Annotated in this window: 15 protein-coding genes; 12 read left to right on the forward strand and 3 right to left on the reverse strand. The window is 56.4% G+C overall.

Going from position 1 to position 21,795, the window contains the following annotated elements:
* Nucleotides 1–430 precede the first annotated feature (430 nt).
* From M3087_RS05220 to M3087_RS05260, 9 genes are all read left to right on the forward strand, one after another.
* On the forward strand, nucleotides 431–1,555 hold the full coding sequence (locus M3087_RS05220) for a hypothetical protein (RefSeq protein WP_249094192.1): 1,125 nt from the start codon (nucleotides 431–433) through the stop codon (nucleotides 1,553–1,555).
* A gap of 30 nt (nucleotides 1,556–1,585) precedes the next feature.
* Complete coding sequence (locus tag M3087_RS05225; RefSeq protein WP_022385488.1) at nucleotides 1,586–2,500, forward strand: glycosyltransferase; 915 nt, start codon at nucleotides 1,586–1,588, stop codon at nucleotides 2,498–2,500.
* A gap of 176 nt (nucleotides 2,501–2,676) precedes the next feature.
* Nucleotides 2,677–3,933, forward strand: a complete 1,257-nt coding sequence (locus M3087_RS05230; RefSeq protein ID WP_249094193.1) for a glycosyltransferase family 4 protein — start codon at nucleotides 2,677–2,679, stop codon at nucleotides 3,931–3,933.
* A 1-nt stretch (nucleotide 3,934) separates the two neighbouring features.
* Nucleotides 3,935–4,708: a glycosyltransferase family 2 protein gene (locus M3087_RS05235; RefSeq protein ID WP_249094195.1), complete on the forward strand. Its 774-nt coding sequence runs from the start codon at nucleotides 3,935–3,937 to the stop codon at nucleotides 4,706–4,708.
* Between the two features lie 92 nt (nucleotides 4,709–4,800).
* Complete coding sequence (gene frr / locus M3087_RS05240) at nucleotides 4,801–5,361, forward strand: ribosome recycling factor (RefSeq protein ID WP_022385491.1); 561 nt, start codon at nucleotides 4,801–4,803, stop codon at nucleotides 5,359–5,361.
* Nucleotides 5,362–5,512: 151 nt separating this feature from the next.
* On the forward strand, nucleotides 5,513–6,445 hold the full coding sequence (rsgA, locus tag M3087_RS05245) for a ribosome small subunit-dependent GTPase A (RefSeq protein ID WP_249094196.1): 933 nt from the start codon (nucleotides 5,513–5,515) through the stop codon (nucleotides 6,443–6,445).
* Nucleotides 6,446–6,917: 472 nt separating this feature from the next.
* Nucleotides 6,918–8,003 (forward strand): efflux RND transporter periplasmic adaptor subunit, encoded by a 1,086-nt coding sequence (locus M3087_RS05250; RefSeq protein WP_249094198.1) that lies wholly within the window; start codon nucleotides 6,918–6,920, stop codon nucleotides 8,001–8,003.
* 12 nt (nucleotides 8,004–8,015) lie between these two features.
* Nucleotides 8,016–11,051, forward strand: coding sequence for an efflux RND transporter permease subunit (locus M3087_RS05255; protein WP_022385495.1), 3,036 nt, complete (start codon nucleotides 8,016–8,018; stop codon nucleotides 11,049–11,051).
* Complete coding sequence (locus tag M3087_RS05260) at nucleotides 11,048–12,367, forward strand: TolC family protein (protein WP_249094200.1); 1,320 nt, start codon at nucleotides 11,048–11,050, stop codon at nucleotides 12,365–12,367. Before M3087_RS05255 ends, M3087_RS05260 begins: the two co-directional genes overlap by 4 nt.
* A 90-nt stretch (nucleotides 12,368–12,457) precedes the next feature.
* Here the strand turns inward: M3087_RS05260 and M3087_RS05265 are convergent, their stop codons facing one another.
* Nucleotides 12,458–13,573 carry a peroxiredoxin family protein gene (locus tag M3087_RS05265; RefSeq protein WP_249094202.1) on the reverse strand — a complete coding sequence of 372 codons (1,116 nt, stop codon included), beginning with the start codon at nucleotides 13,571–13,573 and terminating at the stop codon, nucleotides 12,458–12,460.
* Nucleotides 13,574–14,559: 986 nt separating this feature from the next.
* A complete protein-coding gene (locus tag M3087_RS14405; RefSeq protein WP_354003331.1) occupies nucleotides 14,560–14,850 on the reverse strand; it encodes a sigma factor in 291 nt (96 codons plus the stop codon).
* 172 nt (nucleotides 14,851–15,022) lie between these two features.
* Here M3087_RS14405 and M3087_RS05270 point away from each other — a divergent pair, with 172 nt between their 5' ends.
* The 3 genes from M3087_RS05270 (at nucleotide 15,023) to M3087_RS05280 (ending at nucleotide 21,005) form a co-directional block, all read left to right on the forward strand.
* Entirely contained in the window at nucleotides 15,023–15,694 is a 672-nt protein-coding gene (locus M3087_RS05270) for an outer membrane beta-barrel protein (RefSeq protein WP_249094204.1), read from the forward strand.
* 628 nt (nucleotides 15,695–16,322) lie between these two features.
* Complete coding sequence (locus M3087_RS05275; protein ID WP_249094206.1) at nucleotides 16,323–19,427, forward strand: SusC/RagA family TonB-linked outer membrane protein; 3,105 nt, start codon at nucleotides 16,323–16,325, stop codon at nucleotides 19,425–19,427.
* Between the two features lie 15 nt (nucleotides 19,428–19,442).
* Complete coding sequence (locus tag M3087_RS05280) at nucleotides 19,443–21,005, forward strand: RagB/SusD family nutrient uptake outer membrane protein (protein WP_249094208.1); 1,563 nt, start codon at nucleotides 19,443–19,445, stop codon at nucleotides 21,003–21,005.
* A gap of 442 nt (nucleotides 21,006–21,447) precedes the next feature.
* Here M3087_RS05280 and M3087_RS05285 read toward each other — a convergent pair whose 3' ends face one another.
* Nucleotides 21,448–21,735, reverse strand: a complete 288-nt coding sequence (locus tag M3087_RS05285; RefSeq protein WP_249094210.1) for a DUF4834 family protein — start codon at nucleotides 21,733–21,735, stop codon at nucleotides 21,448–21,450.
* Nucleotides 21,736–21,795: the final 60 nt, after the last annotated feature.

Genomic DNA, 21,795 nt, shown 5'->3' on the forward strand with positions numbered 1-21,795 from the left:
TGGTGCGGACGCGTCCGTACGAAACCAATCACAGGTGCTTTTGACTCTGGAAATGGGTGCGAAGGATGCTTTTTTTGCGTTATAAAGAGTATAATTACGTAAAGAGACGTTTATTACAAGGCGTTTCGAAGGGTATATCTTAAAATATTTAACGTGCGTTTTTCTAATTGGGACGAAATTGCGAATTTGCGCGTTAGCCGAAAACGACAAATCGGAAAATTGTGATGCTAAAATGGGGAAAACGATGTCATTGTGACAAAATGAACAGAATCAATTGACAATTGACAATTGATAATGGACATTCACCGCCTGACGGACACGTCCCCACGCCGCAGGGCAATTGCCAATTGTTCCTTGTCAATTGTCAATTGAGCCGTTGTCCATTGTCAATCGAATCCTTATCTTTGCAGCGGCAAAACAAAGACATCCCATGACTACTCCAAAAATCGCGCTCGTGAAGCAAGAGGTGTACCAGGACCTCTACGTCTGTCCCACCTCGGAAAAGGACGCGGGCAACATACTCTTCTCCTCACAGGGACGGGTCGGCCCCATCGGACTGATGGCGGAACTGGACGCCGACTTCTACATCGTCCACGAAGAACCGCAGTGGGAAACGCAAATCTATCGCAAGGTCATACCGCACCTTGCCAAGCACCTTTACCTGCTCAAGACACAGACGCTCGACAAGCTCCCCGGACAGGAGTTCAAGCGCCCGGGCAGTCCGCATGCCAACGGCGACTTTGCCGTGAGCTGCTACGCCGTCGACTGGGGAGCGTATGACATCGTCATCTCCATCAACGTCAGCCTGCCCACACGCCTCATCCGGCAGTATCCGCACACGCTCTTCGCCTACATGATAGGCGAGGCGAACATGGCGACACGGACGGCACGTTTCGGCTACGACGTCACCCTCAACCAGCTGGCACGGGGCATCGTGGCGGAACGGTGCGGCGCGGTGGACTTCCCCTACACCTTCGTCAGCGGAGACACCCTGGAGCGACTCCTCGCCGCCAAGCTGGGACGCCCCTCGAAGAGCCGGGGTGTGTTCATGGAAATCAACTCCACCCGGGAACGCCCCGTGACGCGCGTCCCCGAACACTTCCGTCCGCTCGTCGAAGAGGCGGGACAGGAGGTCCTCCTCCACCGCCAGCTCATCGCCGAGAACCTGGAGAGCATCTACGATGCCAAGTACTTCATCAAGATGGGCGGACGCACCATCCGCGGCAATTCCGTAGCCGAGGCCATCTCGCTGGGTACGCTCGCCATCATGAACCGCGACGAGGTGATTCACAAGGAACTGATTACCGACGCCTGCAACGTCAAGACAATGGACGAGGCCGTCGCCCTGGTGCGCCGGCTGGAGGCTGACCCGGCGGAATACGCCCGTCTGCTGGACGAGCAACGGCAGAACCTGACGCGCCTCTTCTTCCACCTTCCGCTGAAGTCGCTGGCAAACTGCCTGAAGGACAAACGCCGACGGAACCGCCCCGCTCCCTACAACGCCGTGAGCCGGGTGCTCGACCACCTTGCCTTCGTCAAGGGACTGCACTTCTGACACGCAACCCATCACCCGAAAAACAAGACCATGCCCATGTACGCCCCCATCCTGCTCTTTGTCTACAACCGCCCGACGCATCTGCGCCGCACGGTGGAAGCCCTGCAAGCCAACGTGCTGGCAGGCGAAAGCGACCTCTTCATCTACGCCGACGCCGCCCGGGACGCCGACGCCCGCCCTGCCGTGGACGAGGTACGAGCCTACATCCGGCACATCGGGGGCTTCCGCAGCGTGACCCTCATCGAGCGCGACGAGAACTGGGGGCTGGCACGCAACATCATCGACGGCGTGACGACCCAGGTGAACCGCTTCGGACGGGTCATCGTGCTGGAGGACGACCTGGTGACCGCCCCCTACTTCCTCACGTTCATGAACGACGCCCTGGAGATGTATGCCGACGAACCCCGTGTGGGGCACATCCAGGCGTGCGACTTCACTCGCGACCCGTCGCTCCCCGACACCTTCCTCATCCGCTGGACAGGCAGCTGGGGCTGGGCAACGTGGGCACGCGCGTGGAAACATTTCAACCCCGACGGCCGCGCCCTGCTCGACGAGCTGCTCGACCGCAAGCTCGACCGTACGTTCGACTTCGACGGCAAGTACGGCTACACGCGGATGCTCCGCCGGCAGATTGAGGGGAAGAACAACTCATGGGCCATCCGCTGGAACGCCAGCCTCTTCCTCAAGGGCATCCTCTCGCTCAACGTCGGACGCTCCCTCGTGCAGAACGAGGGCTTCGACGGCAGCGGGACCCATTGCGGCGGGGGCGGACTCTATGCCACCACGCTCTATCCGGACCGCTTGCCCGTGGTGCGCATCAGCCCCATCGAGGAGAACGCGGCTGCCCGCCGGGCGTACGTCCGCTATTACGCCCGCACCAACTCCTTCTTCGCCAAAGCCCTGCGACGCATCAAGCGCACCCTGCGCGGAGACTTCGGGGCGTGAACGGACGCACCCGTCCCGCGGCACCTCCCGTCGGTGTGCCTGCCCCGCGAGGCGTCCCGCAACCCGGACGACAGACCGGCGGACGACGCCTGCCCTCCGTCAACTAACCCGTCCCCGCGGCGGAAGAACTCAAAAATATTACCTACCTTTGCACGACAATAAGGTTGCGGATTCCTATGAGAGTACTTATCATCAACACCTCGGAAAAGACGGGCGGTGCGGCGATTGCGGCACGTCGCCTGATGGAAGCATTGAAGAACAGCGGCGTACAGGTACAGATGCTCGTGCGCGACAGGCAGACCGACGCCGCGGATGTCGTGGAGCTGCCCCCCTCGTGGCTCAACATGTGGCGCTTCATCTGGGAACGCCTCGTCATCTGGAAAGCCAACCGCTTCAAGCGGCACAACCTGTTCGAGGTAGACATCGCCAACACGGGCATCGACGTCACGGAGCTGCCGGAATTCAAGCAGGCGGACATCATCCACCTGCACTGGGTGAACCAGGGCATGCTCTCGCTCAAGCAACTCCGCAAGATAACCGCTTCGGGCAAACCCGTCGTGTGGACAATGCACGACATGTGGCCCTTCACGGGCATCTGCCACTATGCCGACGACTGCGCACGCTATGAGACCGGCTGCTCCCACTGTCCCAAGCTCTACGGGAAGGGGCGTGCCCACGACCTTGCCTGGAAGGTGTTCCGGCAGAAGGCGCAGTGGATGGCGGAGAGCAACATCCGCTTTGTGGCATGCAGCCGCTGGCTGGAAGGACTGGCGCGGAAGAGCCTCCTGCTGCAAGGCAAGCACGTCACGAACATCCCCAACGCCATCAACACTCAGCTCTACCATCCGCAGGACAAGCAGGCGGTGCGCCGGAAGCTGGGGCTGCCCGCCGACCGCAAGCTCATCCTCTTCGGCTCGATGAAGACCACCGACAAGCGCAAGGGCGTGGACTACCTCATCGAGGCGTGCCACCTTCTCCTCCGCGACTATCCGGAGCTGGAAAGCCGTGCCGGCGTGGTCCTCATGGGCAAACAGGCGGAAGAGAGCGCCGCCCTCCTCCCCTTCACGTGCTACAACATGGACTACGTCACCGACGAGCACCGCCTGGTGGACATCTACAACGCCGTCGACCTCTACGTCACCCCCTCGCTGCAGGACAACCTGCCCAACACCATCGTCGAGGCGATGGCTTGCGGCATCCCCTGCGTGGGCTTCAACGTGGGCGGCATCCCGCAGATGATCGACCACCTGCACAACGGCTATGTGGCGGAATACCGCTCCGCCTCCGACCTGGCAAACGGCATCCACTGGGTGCTCTCCGAACCGGGCAATGAGCTGAGCGAGGAGGCACGGCGGAAGGCGCTTTCGAGCTACTCCGAGCAGGCTGTCGCCCGCCAGTATATCAACATCTACAACCAAGCCCTCGAACACTGACATGCACACCCACTTTCATCCAAAGTTCTCCCTCATCACCGTTACCTACAATGCCGGAGCGGTGTTGGAGGACACCATCCAGAGCATCATCACACAGACGTACAAGAATGTGGAGTATATCCTCATCGACGGCGCCTCGACGGACAACACGATGCGCATCATCGAGCGTTACCGTGACCACATACACACCGTGGTGAGCGAGCCGGACCAGGGGCTCTATGATGCCATGAACAAAGGGCTGTCCCTTGCCACGGGCGACTACGTGTGTTTCCTGAACGCAGGCGACTGCCTCCACGAGGACGACACCCTGCTGGGCATGGTCCACTCGGTGGCCGCCAGCCATGAGGCACCGTGTCCGCCCGACGTCCTCTATGGCGACACGGCGCTGGTCGACAGTGAGGGCCATTTCCTGCGGATGCGCCGCCTGACCCCTCCCGAGCACCTCACGTGGAAGAGCTTCCGGCACGGCATGCTCGTGTGCCACCAGGCCTTCTTCGCCCGCCGTGCCATCGCCCCGCAATATGACCTGCGCTACCGTTTCTCGGCGGACTTCGACTGGTGCATCCGCGTCATGAAGCAAGCCCGGTACCTGCATAACACCCACCTGACACTGGTGGACTACCTCGACGAGGGACTCACCACGCGCAACCACCGCGCCTCGCTCATCGAACGCTTCCACATCATGTGCCGCCACTACGGCACCGTCCCGACCGTGATGCGCCACCTGTGGTTCGCACTCCGCACGCTGACGCATCCGAAAAGAGTGCAGGCGTAGGAAAATCTGCAGCAAGCGTTGCATGTTAAATTCTTTTGTACTACTTTTGTTGCACGAACTCAATTGACAAAACATTAATCGTATAGACTTCTATGACTGATTCGAAAGCAATCCTGGAACAAGCACAGGAGAAAATGGACATGGCTGTCATGTACCTCGAGGACGCGCTTGTACACATCCGTGCCGGCAGGGCCGACGTCCGCCTGCTCGACGGCATCCGCGTGGACTCCTACGGAAGCATGGTCCCCATCAACAACGTGGCTGCAGTGACGACTCCCGATGCACGCAGCATAGCCATCAAACCGTGGGACAAGAGCATGTTCCGCGTCATCGAGAAAGCCATCATCGACTCCGAGCTCGGCATCATGCCCGAGAACAACGGCGAAATCATCCGCATCGGCATTCCGCCTCTGACCGAGGAACGCCGCAAGCAGCTCGCCAAGCAGTGCAAGGGCGAAGGTGAGACCGCAAAGGTCAGCGTGCGCAACGCCCGCCGCGATGCCATCGACGCGTTGAAGAAGGCCGTGAAGGACGGTATGCCTGAAGACGAGCAGAAGAACTCCGAGGCCAAGCTGCAGAAGGTGCACGACAAGTACATCAAGCAGATCGACGAGATGCTCGCTGCCAAGGACAAAGAAATCATGACTGTATAACCATCCCGAAAGCTGTCCGCTTTTGAAAACGAACACGCAGACCGGCGCAGACGTTCCCTACGGGTCCCTACGACCCGTGAGGTGAGAGACATCTGCGGCGGTCTGCGTCGTTTTCTGCCGACGCTCTCCTCCTCCTATTCCGCTAGAACACGTGCACGGACTCGTTATTAGAAACACAGGCAGCTGGTACCAGGTCAAGACGGACGACGGCCGGCTGATAGACTGCAAAATCAAAGGAAACTTCCGGCTGAAAGGCATCCGGAGCACCAACCCCGTCGCCGTGGGCGACCGCGTGGACATCGTGCTCAACAACGAGGGCACTGCCTTCATCACCTCCATCGACGACCGGAAGAACTACATCGTCCGCCGCTCCTCCAACCTCTCCAAGCAATCGCACATCATCGCCGCGAACCTCGACCAGTGTTTCCTGGTGGTCACGGTGAACTACCCCGAGACATCGACCATCTTCATCGACCGCTTCCTTGCCACGGCGGAAGCCTACCGCGTCCCCGTCAGCCTCATCTTCAACAAGGTGGACCGCTACAACGACGACGAGTTGCGCTACCTCGACGGACTGGTGAACCTCTATGAGTACATCGGCTATCCCTGTTACAAGGTGTCCGCCGTCCGTGGCGAAGGCATCGACAAAATCCGTTCCCTGCTCGACCACCGCGTCACGCTCTTCTCGGGGAACTCGGGCGTCGGCAAGTCGACACTCATCAATGCCATTCACCCCGACTTCCAGGCGCGGACGGGGGAAATATCGGAATACCACAACAAGGGCATGCACACGACGACCTTCTCCGAGATGTTCGAGATTGGCGAGGAAGGATATCTCATCGACACCCCGGGCATCAAGGGCTTCGGCACGTTCGACATGAGCCAGGAGGAAGTGGGACACTACTTCAAGGAAATCTTCCAATACTCCGCACAGTGCAAGTATGGCAACTGTACCCATGTGCACGAACCGGGCTGCGCCGTGAGGAAAGCGGTGGAGGAACACCTCATCAGCGAGTCGCGCTACCTGTCCTACCTGAACATACTCGAAGACGAACACGAGGGGAAGTACCGCGCCGCCTACTAGTCCCGTCCGGCCGGAAAGAGAGAGGACACACACCTTTAGTGCACGAAACATTAAACCCAAATCGGTCATTAGAGTTTGAGTAGATTGTTCGCATCTGTCAGGCAGCTTGTTTCTCGTTTTGTTGAAGACGTAGCGGGCTACGTCGAGACAGAACGAGGAAGAAGATGACGACAGAGGGGAACAAGATGCTCAAAGAGCTTGCCCTTTTGAAACGAAGAGAACTTTTAGCGGTCTAATGGCCGATTTGGGTTAAACCCTGACACGTTGAAAAAGTCTAACCATGCAAGGGCGTATGCGGACGAAACCGGGAAGATACCGGAGACCGCCCGCATGTAAACAGAAAAACACAATCACCTGTATGTTGAGTGGTTACACGCCCGACGGGGAAGGACTCTACCCGGAGAATCCGTTCCACGCGCCACTCAACCCTTAGAATGAAACTGAGAATATTACAAACACAAACTATTATGCCATGAATAAAAAGATAAAGTGGGGACTTGTCGCATTCATCGGCTTGGGACTCATCGGCTGGGGCATTTATTCCCAGCGTCCGAAGCTCAATGAAGAACTGGAAGCCGCCGACAACTCACCGGCGCAACAAGCTAGCAACAAAAAGATACTCAACGTCAACGGCAAGATTATCAAGCCGGAGTCCATGACCGACGAAATCACTGTCATCGGCACGCTCCTCCCCGATGAAGAGGTGGACCTCTCCTTCGAGACGTCGGGAAAGATTGTCGAAATCAACTTCATGGAAGGCTCCGCCGTCAAGAAGGGACAAATCCTTGCCAAGGTAAACGACCGCCAGCTGCAAGCCGAACTCCAACGCCTCCAGGCACAGGTGAAGCTTGCCGAGGACCGGGTGTACCGCCAGCAGGCACTGCTCAAGCGTGACGCCGTCAGCCAGGAAGCCTACGAACAGGTACGTACCGACCTTGCCACCCTGAATGCCGAAATCAACATCGTCAAAGAGGAAATCGCCCTGACGGAGCTGCGTGCCCCGTTCGACGGCATCATCGGTCTGCGCCAGGTGAGCGTGGGAACGTATGCATCACCCACCACCATCGTGGCAAAACTGACCAAGACCTCTCCGCTGAAGGTCGAGTTTGCCGTGCCCGAAGCTTATGCCAGCGACATGAAGAAGGGACTGAACCTGAACTTCGACTTCGGTCAGAACGATATCCAGTCCTATAAGGCAAAGGTCTACGCCGTGGAATCTTCGCTCGACAAGGAGATGCACCAGCTCACCGTACGCGCCATCTATCCCAACCATGACGGCAGTCTGCTGCCGGGACGCTATGCCAGCATCCACCTGCACAAGGCTGAAATCAAGGATGCCATCGCCATCCCGACCGAAGCCATCGTGCCGGAAATGGGCAAGGACAAGGTCTACCTATACAAGAGCGGACTGGCCCAACCCGTGGAAATCATCACCGGACTGCGCACCGACGCCGAAGTGCAAGTGGTACGCGGACTGCAGATGGGCGACACCATCATCACCTCAGGAACACTCCAGCTGCGCACCGGACTGCCTGTCACACTGGACCACATCGATTAACACACCGCGCCTATGAACATATCCGAACTAAGTATCCGCCGTCCGGTACTGGCGACGGTGCTCACCATCATCATCATCCTGTTTGGTCTGATCGGCTACACCTACCTGGGCGTGCGTGAATATCCGTCGGTGGACAACCCCATCATCTCCGTGAGCTGTTCTTATGCCGGTGCAAACGCCGACGTCATCGAGAACCAGATCACCGAACCGCTGGAGCAGAACATCAACGGTATCCCCGGCATCCGCTCATTGTCGAGCGTGAGCCAGCAGGGACAGAGCCGCATCACCATCGAATTTGAATTGTCCGTTGACCTGGAGACGGCTGCCAACGACGTGCGCGACAAGGTCTCGCGTGCCCAACGTTACCTGCCCGACGACTGTGACCCTCCGACGGTGTCGAAGGCGGACGCCGACGCACGGCCCATCCTGATGGTCGCCCTCCAGAGTGACAAGCGGTCGCTGCTGGAACTGAGTGAGATTGCCGACCTGACAGTGAAGGAGCAGTTGCAGACCATCCCCGACGTCAGCAGCGTGAGCATCTGGGGTGAGAAACGCTACTCCATGCGCCTCTGGCTCGACCCGGTGAAGATGGCAGGCTACGGCATCACCCCTTCTGACGTAAAGGCTGCCGTCGACCAGGAGAACGTCGAGCTGCCCTCCGGAAGTATCGAGGGAAACACGACCGAGCTGACCATCCGGACCATGGGACTCATGCACACCGCCGATGAGTTCAACAACCTGATCCTGAAAGAAGAGAACAACCAGATTGTCCGCTTCAGCGACATCGGACGTGCCGAGCTGGGTCCTGCCGACCAGAAAAGCTACATGAAGATGAACGGCGTACCCATGGTCGGCGTGGTCGTCATCCCGCAACCGGGTGCCAACCACATCGACATCGCCGACGCCGTCTACCAGCGCATGCAGACCATGCAGAAGGACCTGCCCGAAGACATCAAGTACAACTACGGTTTCGACAACACGCGCTTCATCCGCGCCTCCATCAACGAGGTGAAGAGCACGGTCTATGAGGCCTTCGTACTCGTGATTGTCATCATCTTCCTCTTCCTGCGCGACTGGCGCGTGACGCTGATTCCCTGCATCGTGATTCCCGTCTCGCTCGTGGGCGCCTTCTTCGTGATGTACGTCGCGGGCTTCTCCATCAACGTGCTCTCGATGCTTGCCATTGTGCTTGCCGTCGGTCTGGTGGTCGACGATGCCATCGTAATGACGGAGAACATCTACATCCGCATCGAACAGGGCATGGCCCCGCTGGAGGCGGGTATCGAGGGTTCCAAGGAAATCTTCTTTGCGGTCATCTCGACCACCATCACACTGGTCGCCGTGTTCTTCCCCATTGTCTTCATGGAGGGAACCACCGGACGACTCTTCCGGGAGTTCAGCTTCGTGGTGTCGGGCAGCGTGCTCATCTCTGCCTTTGCAGCACTGACCGTCACGCCGATGCTGTCGACCAAGTTGCTCAAGCGTCAGGAGAAGAAGAACTGGTTCTACCGCAAGACCGAGCCTTTCTTCACAGGCATGAACAACCTCTACAGCCGTTCGCTGAAGGCACTGCTCCGCCGGCGGTGGATTGCCTTCCCCATCATCGCGGCAGCCCTGGGCATCATCTATGTCCTGTGGAACACCATCCCTGCCGAGATGGCTCCGCTGGAAGACCGTTCGCAAATCAACATCAACACACGCGGTGCCGAGGGCATCACCTATGAGTTCATCCGCGACTACACGGAGGACATCAACCAGCTCGTCGACTCGCTCGTCCCCGATGCCGAGTATGTGACGGCACGTGTATCGAGCGGAAGCGGCAGCGTGCAAATCACCCTGAAGGACATGCAGGAGCGTGACTATACCCAGATGGAGATGGCAGAGAAGCTCTCCCGTGCCGTCAGCAAGAAGACCATGGGACGCTCCTTCGTACAGCAGAATTCCTCGTTCGGTGGACGGCGAGGCGGCATGCCCATCCAGTACGTCCTGCAGGCGACCAACCTGGAGAAGCTGGAAAAGGTACTTCCCGAATTCATGGCGAAGGTCTACAGCAACCCGACCTTCCAGATGGCGGACGTCGACCTGAAGTTCAGCAAGCCCGAGGCGCGCGTCAACATCAACCGCGACAAGGCGAGCATCATGGGCGTGAGCACCCGCAACATTGCTCAGACACTGCAATACGGACTCAGCGGCCAGCGCATGGGATACTTCTACATGAACGGGAAGCAGTATGAAATCCTTGGCGAAATCAACCGTCAGCAACGCAACAAGCCCGCCGACCTGAAAGCCATCTACGTCCGCAGCGACAACGGAGACATGGTGCAGCTCGACAACATCATCGAGCTGGAGAACGGCATCGCCCCGCCGAAGCTCTACCGCTACAACCGCTTCGTGTCCGCCACCATCTCTGCCGGACTGGCTGAAGGGAAGACCATCGGCGAAGGACTGGAAGAGATGGACAAGATTGCCAAAGAGACGCTCGACGACACCTTCCGCACGGCTCTCTCGGGAGAATCGAAGGAATACAGCGAGAGTGCATCGAGCCTGATGTTCGCCTTCCTGCTCGCCATCGTGCTCATCTACCTCATCCTGGCAGCACAGTTCGAGAGCTTCAAGGACCCGCTCGTCATCATGATTACCGTGCCGCTCGCCATCACGGGAGCACTCATCTTCATGTACTTCAACGACATCACAATGAACGTGTTCAGCCAGATCGGTATCATCATGCTCATCGGACTGGTGGCGAAGAACGGTATCCTCATCGTGGAGTTCGCCAACCAGAAGCAGGCAGCGGGAGAAGACAAGATGCAGGCCATCCACGACGCCTCGCTCCAGCGTCTGCGTCCCATCCTCATGACCAGCGCGGCAACCATCCTGGGTCTGATTCCGATGGCTTTTGCATCGGGTGAAGGCTGCAACCAGCGCATCGCCATGGGTATCACCGTGGTGGGAGGCATGCTCGTGTCGACCTTCCTGACCATGTACATCGTGCCTGCCGTGTATAGCTATGTGTCAACCAACCGCATCAAACAACAACTGAAAGCATGAAACGTACCTGCCTTTTCCTCCTAGCACTGTGCCTGCTCACCGGCGTACAGGCGCAGAAGTTCTACAACCTGCGCTACTGCCTGGAACTGGGACTGCAAAACAACTATGACCTGCGCATCGCCCACAACAACGAACAGATAAGCGACAACAACGCCACCTGGGCGAACGCCGGACTGCTGCCTACGCTCGACTTCTCGGCCGGATACGTGGGCAATGCCGACAAGAGCAGTACCACCGACCGTGCCACAGGCACCACGACCAAGGCCCCCTCGACCTTCAACCAGAGCGCCGACGTGGGGCTGAACCTCAACTGGACCCTCTTCGACGGCTTCAGCATGACCGCCGACTACAAGCGTCTGCGTGAACTCAAGCGTCAGGGTGAAACGAACACGCGCATCGCCATCGAAGACATGGTGGCGAACATCGCGTCGGAGTACTACAACTTCATCCAGCAGAAAATCCGCCTGAAGAACTTCCTCTATGCCGTGTCGCTCTCCAAGGAGCGTGTACGTGTCGCCGAGACACGCCACATCGTGGGCAGCGGCTCCCGACTCGACTACCAGCAGGCACTCGTCGACTTCAACGCCGACAGCGCCCAGTACATCAAGCAACAGGAGACCCTGCACACCTCGCGCATCCGCCTCAACGAACTGATGGCGGTGCCGGACGTCGACGAGTTCTTCATCATCCGCGACTCGCTCATCGACATCAACGCCAACCTCCACTTCGACGAACTGTGGGAAGCGACGCTGGCAACCAACGCCTCCCTGCTCCAGGCCAACCAGAACGTCAACATCGCCCAGCTGGACTACAAGAAGGTGCGCTCGCGCGACTATCCGTACCTGCGTCTGAACACCGGCTACGGCTATACGTTCAACAAGTACGACTCCTCTTCGCCCACACGCAAGAGCGGCAACCTGGGCTTCAACGCCGGACTGACTCTCGGGTTCAACCTCTTCGACGGCAACCGGCGACGTGAGTTCCGCAATGCACGCCTGGAAATCGAGAACTCCCAACTGGCACGTCAGCAACTGGAGCAGAGCCTCCGTGCCGACCTGATGAACATGTGGCAGGCGTACCAGAACAACCTCAACCTGCTCAACCTGGAACGTCAGAACCTCATCACCGCCCGCGACAACCACGACATCGCCATCACCCGCTACATGGAAGGTGACCTCTCGGGCATTGAGGTGCGCGAAGCCCAGCAGAGTCTGCTCGATGCCGAGGAGCGCATCCTCTCCGTACAGTACGACATCAAGGTGTGCGAAATCTCCCTGCTCCAGATTAGCGGGAAGATTCTCGAATACCTGAAGTAAGGCACGCAGCACACCCATACAGACACAAAGACGCCGGGACACGGAAGGGAACTACTCCCCCGTGTCCCGGCGTCTTTGCAGGTTCTCCCCTTATTCCTTCACCACAGGCATGGCCAGCAGTTCGGCAACTTCCGGGTTCTGCTTCACGATGACACCCTCCGGGTCGACGAGGAACATCGTCGGCAGCTGTTCCACCTTGTAGGCGGCGGCGATGGCATTGTCGCGGAAGGGAAGCCCCTCGCCCGTGTTGGTCCACACGATGCCATCCTCCTGCGTGGCAGTCTTCCACTGCGTGCGGTCCTGGTCCATGCTCACGCCACAGACGGTGATGCCGCGTGCCTGCAACTGGTCGTAGACCGCCTTCAGCTCAGCCGCACGTTTGCGACACGGACGGCACCAGCTTGCCCAGAAGTCCAGCAGTACATACTTGCCTCGCATGTCGGAGAGCTTCACCTCCCGTCCGTCAAGCGTACGGGTCACAAACTCAGGAGCCGGGCGTCCGACCAACCAACGCGAGCGGGCGTCCGCATATTTCCCGTAGAAGTCCCGGAAGCTGCGCGTCCGGGCAAATGTGACCGTGTCTATCCGACTGTAGATTTCCTCCAGTTCGGGATAGGTGTATATCAGCAGTTCGCCGGCAAGTCGGCAAGCCACATACGTCGTCGGGTGCTGCAGGATGAACTCCCGCGTCGCCTGCTCACGCTCCGTGAACACGGCGCTCAACAGCTGTTGCAGCGAGTCGAGCTTCGAGATGCCCTTCGGACCCTGTTCCGAAGCCTGGCTGTACGCCCTGTTGAGCTGGAGCTCCCGCTCACGCAAGTCTCCAAGGCTCATGGCATAGTCAGCATAGAGCTGCTGCTCCTTGCCCCCTTCCAGCACCTCCACCGACACTTCATGCAGCTCATCGCCAAAGCTCAACCGGAACTGGCTTCCGCCTTCGGCTATGAACTCCCCGTCATATTTCCCGGGAGCAGTCACAATCCGGTACGTGTCGGGGTTGTCCAGCCGACGCTTGAAACGGAACTCCGTATCCCCCTCCAGCGCCACCGAATCCAGCTTCACCAATCCGCTGTCCGGCTGCACATACGTCAGATAAACCGACCCGGAAAAAGGCTCCGGGAACTCTCCCGACACAATGAACTCATCTGCCGACTGACAGGCCATCAGCCCTGCCCCGGCAAGTAAAAAGCAAAGTACGTTTTTCATGCTGTTTCCTGATTATCTTTGGCACGCAAGTAACAAAATATTCCGCAGAAAACCAACATTCCTTCCCATTCTTCTGTCAGATTCTTTCATATCTTCCGCCCACAGATTCCACTCGCCGGAAAGACCGCACGGAATGACACAATGCCAGCAAAACAAGGGTTCTACTTGACAAAACAAGGCAAAACACCATTTCCGACTAACGCATACTTTGGAGGAATCGCGCAAAGTAGGTTATTTTAGGAATATTCATGCGGAAGCGTGTGCATACTTATTCCAAATCCGGGGCAAAAACGAATAATTATACTGCGAAACAATATTGTTTCACTCGTCAAACAATATTGTTTGGGAAGTGAAACACTTGTGTTTGGTACGTCAAACAATATTGTTTCATCCGTCGATGTCAAGTCTTCGGAAGACAAAACACTTGTTTTACACTTTCGAAACACAATTTCAGAGTCATTCACTCCTGGTTTGTTCCCGGAAGCGTAAAATCGGAAGGTATGAGAATGCACAGCGTGTTCCCCGGTTCTGTTGCTTTATGGTTTCATCCGGACGCATTTCCTTCCGTTATGAGATGGCATGAGTACATACGGCAGCAAGATGTATTTTGCGAATCGCCTGAGAATGCAAAAAAATCCACCGACTCGTCCTCCGCTCCGTTTGAAGGCAAAATAGAGAGGCCTCGTTTGACACTTTGTCGAGGAATGACAGAATGTCAAAATTCCAAAGACTCCAAGCTTCACCTGACAACCAAATGATATCCCGCCACACATCCCCAACCTCCACGGACAGCGAAAACTCTGTTTTGATATTACTGCACGTCAAGGACCGTTTGCCTGTTTGCGTCGTGAGGACTAGCGAAATGTACCTTGTACGCTCTCTGAATCTGCAACAACACATCATGGACGGTAGACTTCTGAGCCGACGCCGCCAATGCCATGCATAAAAACAGAACAGCGAACATCCCCTTTTTCATTCCTTGTTTATTATGACATCCAACGTGGCTTCAAGCATCCGGACGGCACTCTCCAAACTATAGGACTCAAATTCAACTTCTTGCGGACGTAGTCTATACTGGCATTCTTGGTCATCTGATAAAGATACAGCTTGGGGGATACTATCTTTTCTCCGGCAGACACCTTCTCATACAACTTCGAAAAGCTGTCCATGACAATGTCCTCCGCAGCCTCAAAGCCTTCCACATAATGCATTGAAAACATACACAACGCATCGTAATTCTCCTTGAACAACTCCTCTAATTCGGATGCTTTAAACATTTGCGCTTCCAGATTTTATTAGTATGACGAAAAAGAACCCAAAAACTCCTACTCCTCATCAGGAAAAAGTAGAAAATTCTTCTTCAGCTCATTTTTTCCTCCTTCTTGAGTAAGGGTTTCCGGGGGAGACGGCGTCTTAAGGACAGTGATTTTAATAAAAATAGTATCAAGTATGAAAAAGCGTATTCTGTTGTTCGTTTTACTACTTACCTCCGGAGTTGCAACATTCGGTCAGCGATTCAACTATGGAGTTCATGTGGGTATGAATGTTTCCGGCTATCAGGGTGGAGATGCTTACCGCATCTATGATGAGTCGGCAAAAGTGGGAGCAGAGATAGGAGGTGACATATCCTATCGTCTGACTTCACATCTGCTGCTCCTTTCCGGACTCAACCTCTCGCAATATGGTGGAAAATTCTCCGTAATGAGTCCGTACGTGGGAGTGACATCGGCACAAATTACGGAGTTCAAGGAAGTGAATACCCAAACACTTTCTTTTGAACTCCCCATTAAGGTCGGATATGAATTCAACATGGGACATAACTTCTCAATCATACCCTCCATCGGCATGTTCGGAAGGTATGCAGTCGCATCACTCAAGGGGGATGTCGTATCTGCTGACGGTTTGTCCCAAAAATGGCATCCGACAACGGATTATGATCAGGATTACCATCATATAGACGCTTTCAAACGTTGGGACTATGGTGCAGAGTGCGGGATTGACTTCCGTTTTGCCCGACATTATTCGGTATCTGCAAGCTACAAGCATGGCTTGAAGAGTCTGCAACCCCAATACAACCTGAAAAGCAACGCTTTCAGCCTGTCTGTGGGGTATGTTTGGTAAAACAAGTTCAACCAGACTACCGGCACACTGACATTGCTCAGCGAATATACAGGATTCGGCAAGATTCGCGACGTGCTTTATCGCGAGCGGTAAACTGCTTATTTCCTTCTAGAAAGAATATCCTCCCTGCAGATGAGTGTCCCCTCCTGCAAGGAGGATTTTCTTTGTTCAAATCCTATTCAAACGCCATTCTAATAACCCTCTTCCCTTCCCTGACTCTCACCACAAAATCTCAACAGCCCAAAACCACAACGTAAAATATATTCTTGCAAAGCATAAACTTTATTAAATACAGGAATTTAAACGAAGAAACGCTCCAGGATACCATTAAGAAACGTTCACATGCCCGTTGAACACCAATTAACCCGATTCAGTTGCCTATCTGTCATTAGGAACATCTCTTTCAAAATGATAGTACAGGTTGTATATTGATTGTAAATTAATCCGTTTTTGCGGGCTAAAACTTATGGATGCAAATGTTAAAGTACGGGGAAATTCCGATTTCTTGTTGTAAGTATACGTTTGTTTCATTTCCTTTGCAGGCGAAAACTAAATTTGACGAGACTTTAGGATGAACTTGAAGAACTCTTAAGGTAAAAAGATTTGTATCATTTAATGTATTAATCGCATGAGAAAACTTTCTTTATTGGCGTGTGCGCTGTTGCTCGGAGGAGCAGCGTATGCACAGAACATGACGGTGAAAGGAAAGGTCACGGCGAACGGTCTGGAAATGCCCGGCGTGACAGTTTCCGTGAAGGGGACCGCAGGAGGTACGATCACATCGCTCGACGGTGATTTTACCATCAAGGCGGATGCCGGAAGTGTACTGGTATTCTCATTCATCGGTTATGAGACCGTGGAAGTGCCCGTCAAGGGAAACGGCCCCATCAACGTGGAACTGAGAGAGAAAACAACCGACTTGGACGAAGTGGTCATTGCCGTCCCTTATGGTACGGCGAAGAAATCGACCTTTACGGGGTCGGCTGGTGTCGTCGACAAGAAAATCATTGCCAACTCACAGGTAGCAAGCGTGTCACAGGCATTGCAAGGCTCGGTGGCAGGTCTGCAGTCGTTCTCTGCCAGCGGACAGCCGGGCGAGGACGCCACCATCCTGATTCGTGGCGTGGGTTCGGTGAATGCCTCCACGACGCCCCTCTATGTGGTCGACGGTGTGCCCTATGACGGCGCCCTCTCGTCCATCTCCAATCAGGATATCGCCTCCATCACGGTGCTGAAGGATGCCGCTGCGGCTTCGCTTTACGGTTCCCGCGCCGCCAACGGTGTGGTGATGATTACCACGAAACAGGGTTCGAAGAAGTCAGCTCCCAGCATCGAGATTTCAGCCAAATATGGCTTCTCCGACCGCGCCGTAAAAGACTACGAGCAGGTGAGCACCGAACAATACTTCATGCTCGAGTGGGAGGCCATCCGCAACATGCGCATGAACCTGAAAAAGAATCCCGACACGGCTGAGGCGGCTGCCGCTTATGCCACCCAGAACCTGATACTCAACTATATCGGAATCAATCCTTACGGGACAGCCTACCCGCAACCCATCGGCACGGACGGCAAGCTCGTCGAGGGGGCACGTCTGTTGTGGAACGACAGCTGGGAGGATGCGCTTTCGCAGGATGCCCACTATACGGACCTGAGTGCCCGGGTGTCGGGAGGTAGCGAGAACTCACAATATTACTTCTCCCTGGGATACATGGACAACCAGGGAGCCTACATCGGTTCGGGCTTCAAGCGTTACACGCTGCGCGCCAACATCACCTCGGACCTGACGAAATGGTTGCAGGTGGGCGTGAACGTCGGTCTGACACACTCCATCCAGGACTTCCCGAAGTCCGATGACTCCTCGCTGGGCAACGTCGTACTCGCCGCACGCAGCATTCCCTCGTTCTACCCCGTCTATGAGCGCGACCCGGAGACCGGTGCTTATGTGTTCGACGAGAACGGACAGCGCGTCTATGACTACGGCAAGTACCGTCACGGCTCGTATGCCGGATACAACCAGGCGCAGTCGATGCTCTATGACAAAAACGAAATCAAGCGCGATGCCGCCTCGGTGCGCGGCTACCTCCAGGTGACACCCATCGAGGGACTGACCTACAAGATGTCGCTCAACATCGACTACAACAGCCGCTTCACACACGACTATGCCAACCCGACTTACGGCAAGGAGCCTGTGACCGGTTCGGTCAGCAAGAGCAACACCCGCACGACAGGCATGACCTTCAACAACGTGGTCAACTGGGAACATACGTTCGGCGAGGTGCACAACGTCCGCCTGATGGCTGGTCAGGAATACTATGAGTACAACACGTCGAACTTCGGCGGAAGCCGTTCGAACGTCATCACCGACGGGTATTTCGAGCCCGACGTGGCGTCCACACTGACGGGATTCTCGGGCAACAGCGACCAGTACAAGCTGTTGAGCTACTTCGGACAGGCAGAATACAACTACGCACAGAAATACTTCGCTTCGGTGTCGATGCGTGCCGACGGTTCGTCGCGCTTCCATCCGGACAACCGCTGGGGAGCCTTCTGGTCGTTCGGCGGTTCGTGGAAAATCGGACGCGAGGCGTTCGTGGAAGAGGCTGCCGGCTCGTGGCTCTCAGACCTGACCCTCCGTGCCAGCTACGGTGCACAGGGCAACGACAACGTGGGTTACTATGCCTACCAGGCGCTCTACAGCATCGGCAGCTTCCTGGGAGAGACGACACTGACGACCTCGCGGCTTGACACCCCCGAACTGTCGTGGGAGACGAACCTGAACGCCAACATCGGTCTGGACTTCAGCCTCTGGAGCAACCGCCTCTTCGGTACCGTCGAGTGGTTCCAGCGGACGTCGAAGGACCTTCTGTTCGCCCGTGACCTGGTGCCCTCGTCAGGCTTCTCCAGCATCGACGACAACATCGGCAAGGTGCGGAACTATGGTTGGGAGTTCACCCTCGGAGGCACCCCCATCCTGACACGCGACTGGACCTGGCGTCTGTCGGTCAACGCGACGACCTATAAAAACGAGATTGTCAGCATCCCCACCGACGTGATGTGGAGCGGCACGAAGAAGTGGGTCAAGGGAGGCTCGATCTACGACTTCTGGATGTACGAGTGGGCAGGCGTAGACCCTGAGACGGGCGATGCGCAGTGGTACATGACCGACACCGAGACCGGCGAACGGATGAAGACGACCAACTACGGTTCGCTGACGTCGCAGGACAAGGTGAAGGTGGGCAATGCCCTGCCGAAGGTGAGCGGCGGTTTCCAGTCCGACCTCACGTGGCGCGACCTGTCACTCTCGATGGCGTTTGCCTACTCCATCGGCAACAAAATCTACAACCGCGACAAGGCAAGCCTGATGGGCGTGAGCGGTGCCAACGGCAGCACCATGAGCAAGGACCTGCTCAACCGCTGGACTCCTGAGAATACACAAACCGACGTACCCCGTCTGGAGTATGACCAGACGAGCTACTTCACCTCGGCAAGTACCCGCTGGCTGGTCGACGGAAGCTACCTGCGCCTGAAGACCGTCACGCTGAACTATAACCTGCCGAAGAAGTGGATTCAGCCCGCGATGCTGAAGGATGTGAGCATCTATGTGCAGGGAGAGAACCTCCTGACCTTCTCCAAGCAGCAGGGGCTCGACCCGGAACAGGCATTGGGCGGCGTGACCTACTGGCGCTATCCTGCCATGAAGACCCTTTCGTTCGGTATTAATGTGAAACTCTAAAAGAAGAAGAAGACTATGAGAGTAAGTTTGAAAAACATATGCATGGGGGTCCTTGCGTCCTGCTCCCTGGTGGCTTGCGACCTGGACACCACCCCCACCACCTCGTTGGAGACCAACGCGGTATTCAAGAATCTCGACAATGCCAAAGCCGTGCTGGCAGGAACGTGGAACTACGTGTTCACCTCCGGTTCCACCTACGCCTCCCTGGGCTTGAACTCCATCCTCATCAACGATGACTTCGGAGGCTCCGACGTGGTGCGTGCGGCAAGCTACGGTTTCTCCGCCAGCTACAGCCTGACGAACGGCTATTCGCGCGGTGAGTACAACGGCGTGATGTGGGACCTGATGTACACCGCCATCAACAACTGCAACAACGTCATTGCCCACATCGACGGCATCGAAGGCGACGCGTCCGAGAAAAACCTCATCAAGGGACAGGCACTCGCCACCCGGGGCTACATGTACATGATGCTGGCGTCGCACTACTCCTTCTCCATCGAGAAAGACCCGGACGCGGTGTGCGTGCCCATCTGGCTGGAGCCCAGCACCTACGACTCTGCCCTGAAAGGTATCCCGGCATCCAGCGTGTCCGAAGTCTATGACCGTGCACTGACGGACCTGAAAGACGCGCTGGACTTGATTCCCGAGAACTATTCGCATGGCAGCGTGGCAACCGACCAATACAAGATCGACCATCTGACGACCCTGGGCCTGCTGGCACGCACAAGCCTCTATGCAGCCCGTTGGCAGGACGCCTACGACTATGCCTCCAAGGCGCTTGCCATCAACGACTACATCATGACCGAGGACGAGTTCAACGAGGGCTTCAACAACTATACCAACAAGGAGTGGATCTGGAGCCTCTCCTGTACGCTGGACGACAACGACCCCGCGTACACGTTCTACTTCAAGGATACGACGACGGAAGGTGCCTACTACACCAGCCTGTGTGCCGACCCGAATTTCGTGAACAACCAGTTCGCCGAGGGCGATTACCGGAAGGACATGTACTACCTGGGCTACACGCAGCAGGGTCAGGAGTACAAGATGCTGTGCACGAAGTTCCGCTTCAAGGACCTCGACAACATGCTGGCAGACATCCTGCTGATGCGTACGTCTGAAATCCATCTCATCAAGATGGAGGCGGCTGCCCACCTCGTCGGAAAAGAGTCCGAGGCGCAGCAACTCCTGCAGTCCTTCCGTCAGCACCGCATGAAAGACGGCTATACCGCTGCGGCAGTGACCGCCACGGGAGAAGACTTGCTGAAGGAAATCTGGCTGGAGCGTCGCCGCGAGCTGTGGGGTGAGGGTTTCTCACTGACGGACATCATCCGCAACCAGCAATCGGTGGAGCGCGAACAATGCATGGTGCAACAGCACGACACCGACGGTAATCCGATGTATGATGACAAGCAGGAACCCATCATGACCAATGCCGGTCACTCGCGCCTGAACCTGCCCGACGGGACCGCGTTCGTGAAGAACAGTATCTACTACCTCTTCCGCATTCCCGAGAAGGAGGAACTTCAGAATCCGGACTTGTATTCCAAGTATCCCAAGTCGGAACTTTACCGATGACCTGAGCACTCTCTATAACTTCGATTATACCCATTGCCCTCTTTCCGGCTGCGACAGTCGGGAAGAGGGCTTTCTGTATGCCAGCGCACCGGTAATCAACCTTCTGCGCTGCATCCGTCTTCCCTGATGAGCGTCCCGGAAAATATCCTTCAGCTTGGGACTTGCAGTTCCACGGCTTGAGACTCACAGTTCCACGGCTTGGGACTCGCAGTTCCACGGCTTGGGACTCGCAGTTCCACAGCCTGGGACTCGCAGTTCCACGCCGTGGGAATAACAGTTCCACGCCGTGGGAATAACAGTTCCACGCCGTGGGAATCCAAAGCTAATCAAATGCAGCAGAAAAGGAGAAGCGGAAGGGATACAAAAGAGCCCGGCAACAAGAGTCATTGTCGGGCAGAAGAAGGGCAGCATCCATAACGGATGGCGGAGGGAATGCACGGGGTCAGTCTTCCCGGATTTCCTCGAAGTCGACGTATTCGCCCTCGTCGGGGGCAAAAATCTTGCGGCGCGGACCGTTGGTGTGCCGGCGGCGATAGGCAGTGCCGCTGTCGCTGTCATAGTAGGTCTCTTCTTCCGCTTCATGGGCGGAAGCCGTCTGCGACTGCGCACGCGTCTGTCGGTTGGTACGGGGAGAGCCGCCAAGGAGTGCCTGCACGATGCGCAGGAGGGCGGAACTGAAGAATATTACAAGGAACAGTAATATAATAGGTATAGAAAGTAGACATCCCATAGATGATAAGTTTGTTCGGTCGGGGTTGAGCGACGGGTTTGTATATCAAACAGACTACAA

This window comes from Mediterranea sp. ET5 (assembly GCF_023337025.1).
In the GTDB taxonomy this organism is placed as follows: domain Bacteria; phylum Bacteroidota; class Bacteroidia; order Bacteroidales; family Bacteroidaceae; genus Phocaeicola_A.

Coding starts and splice junctions, on each gene's coding strand:
- M3087_RS05220 (WP_249094192.1), top strand. CDS start 431: ATGACTACTCCAAAAATCGCGCTCGTGAAGCAAGAGGTGTACCAGGAC.
- M3087_RS05225 (WP_022385488.1), top strand. CDS start 1,586: ATGCCCATGTACGCCCCCATCCTGCTCTTTGTCTACAACCGCCCGACG.
- M3087_RS05230 (WP_249094193.1), top strand. CDS start 2,677: ATGAGAGTACTTATCATCAACACCTCGGAAAAGACGGGCGGTGCGGCG.
- M3087_RS05235 (WP_249094195.1), top strand. CDS start 3,935: ATGCACACCCACTTTCATCCAAAGTTCTCCCTCATCACCGTTACCTAC.
- frr (WP_022385491.1), top strand. CDS start 4,801: ATGACTGATTCGAAAGCAATCCTGGAACAAGCACAGGAGAAAATGGAC.
- M3087_RS05250 (WP_249094198.1), top strand. CDS start 6,918: ATGAATAAAAAGATAAAGTGGGGACTTGTCGCATTCATCGGCTTGGGA.
- M3087_RS05255 (WP_022385495.1), top strand. CDS start 8,016: ATGAACATATCCGAACTAAGTATCCGCCGTCCGGTACTGGCGACGGTG.
- M3087_RS05260 (WP_249094200.1), top strand. CDS start 11,048: ATGAAACGTACCTGCCTTTTCCTCCTAGCACTGTGCCTGCTCACCGGC.
- M3087_RS05265 (WP_249094202.1), bottom strand. CDS start 13,573: ATGAAAAACGTACTTTGCTTTTTACTTGCCGGGGCAGGGCTGATGGCC.
- M3087_RS14405 (WP_354003331.1), bottom strand. CDS start 14,850: ATGTTTAAAGCATCCGAATTAGAGGAGTTGTTCAAGGAGAATTACGAT.
- M3087_RS05270 (WP_249094204.1), top strand. CDS start 15,023: ATGAAAAAGCGTATTCTGTTGTTCGTTTTACTACTTACCTCCGGAGTT.
- M3087_RS05275 (WP_249094206.1), top strand. CDS start 16,323: ATGAGAAAACTTTCTTTATTGGCGTGTGCGCTGTTGCTCGGAGGAGCA.
- M3087_RS05280 (WP_249094208.1), top strand. CDS start 19,443: ATGAGAGTAAGTTTGAAAAACATATGCATGGGGGTCCTTGCGTCCTGC.
- M3087_RS05285 (WP_249094210.1), bottom strand. CDS start 21,735: ATGGGATGTCTACTTTCTATACCTATTATATTACTGTTCCTTGTAATA.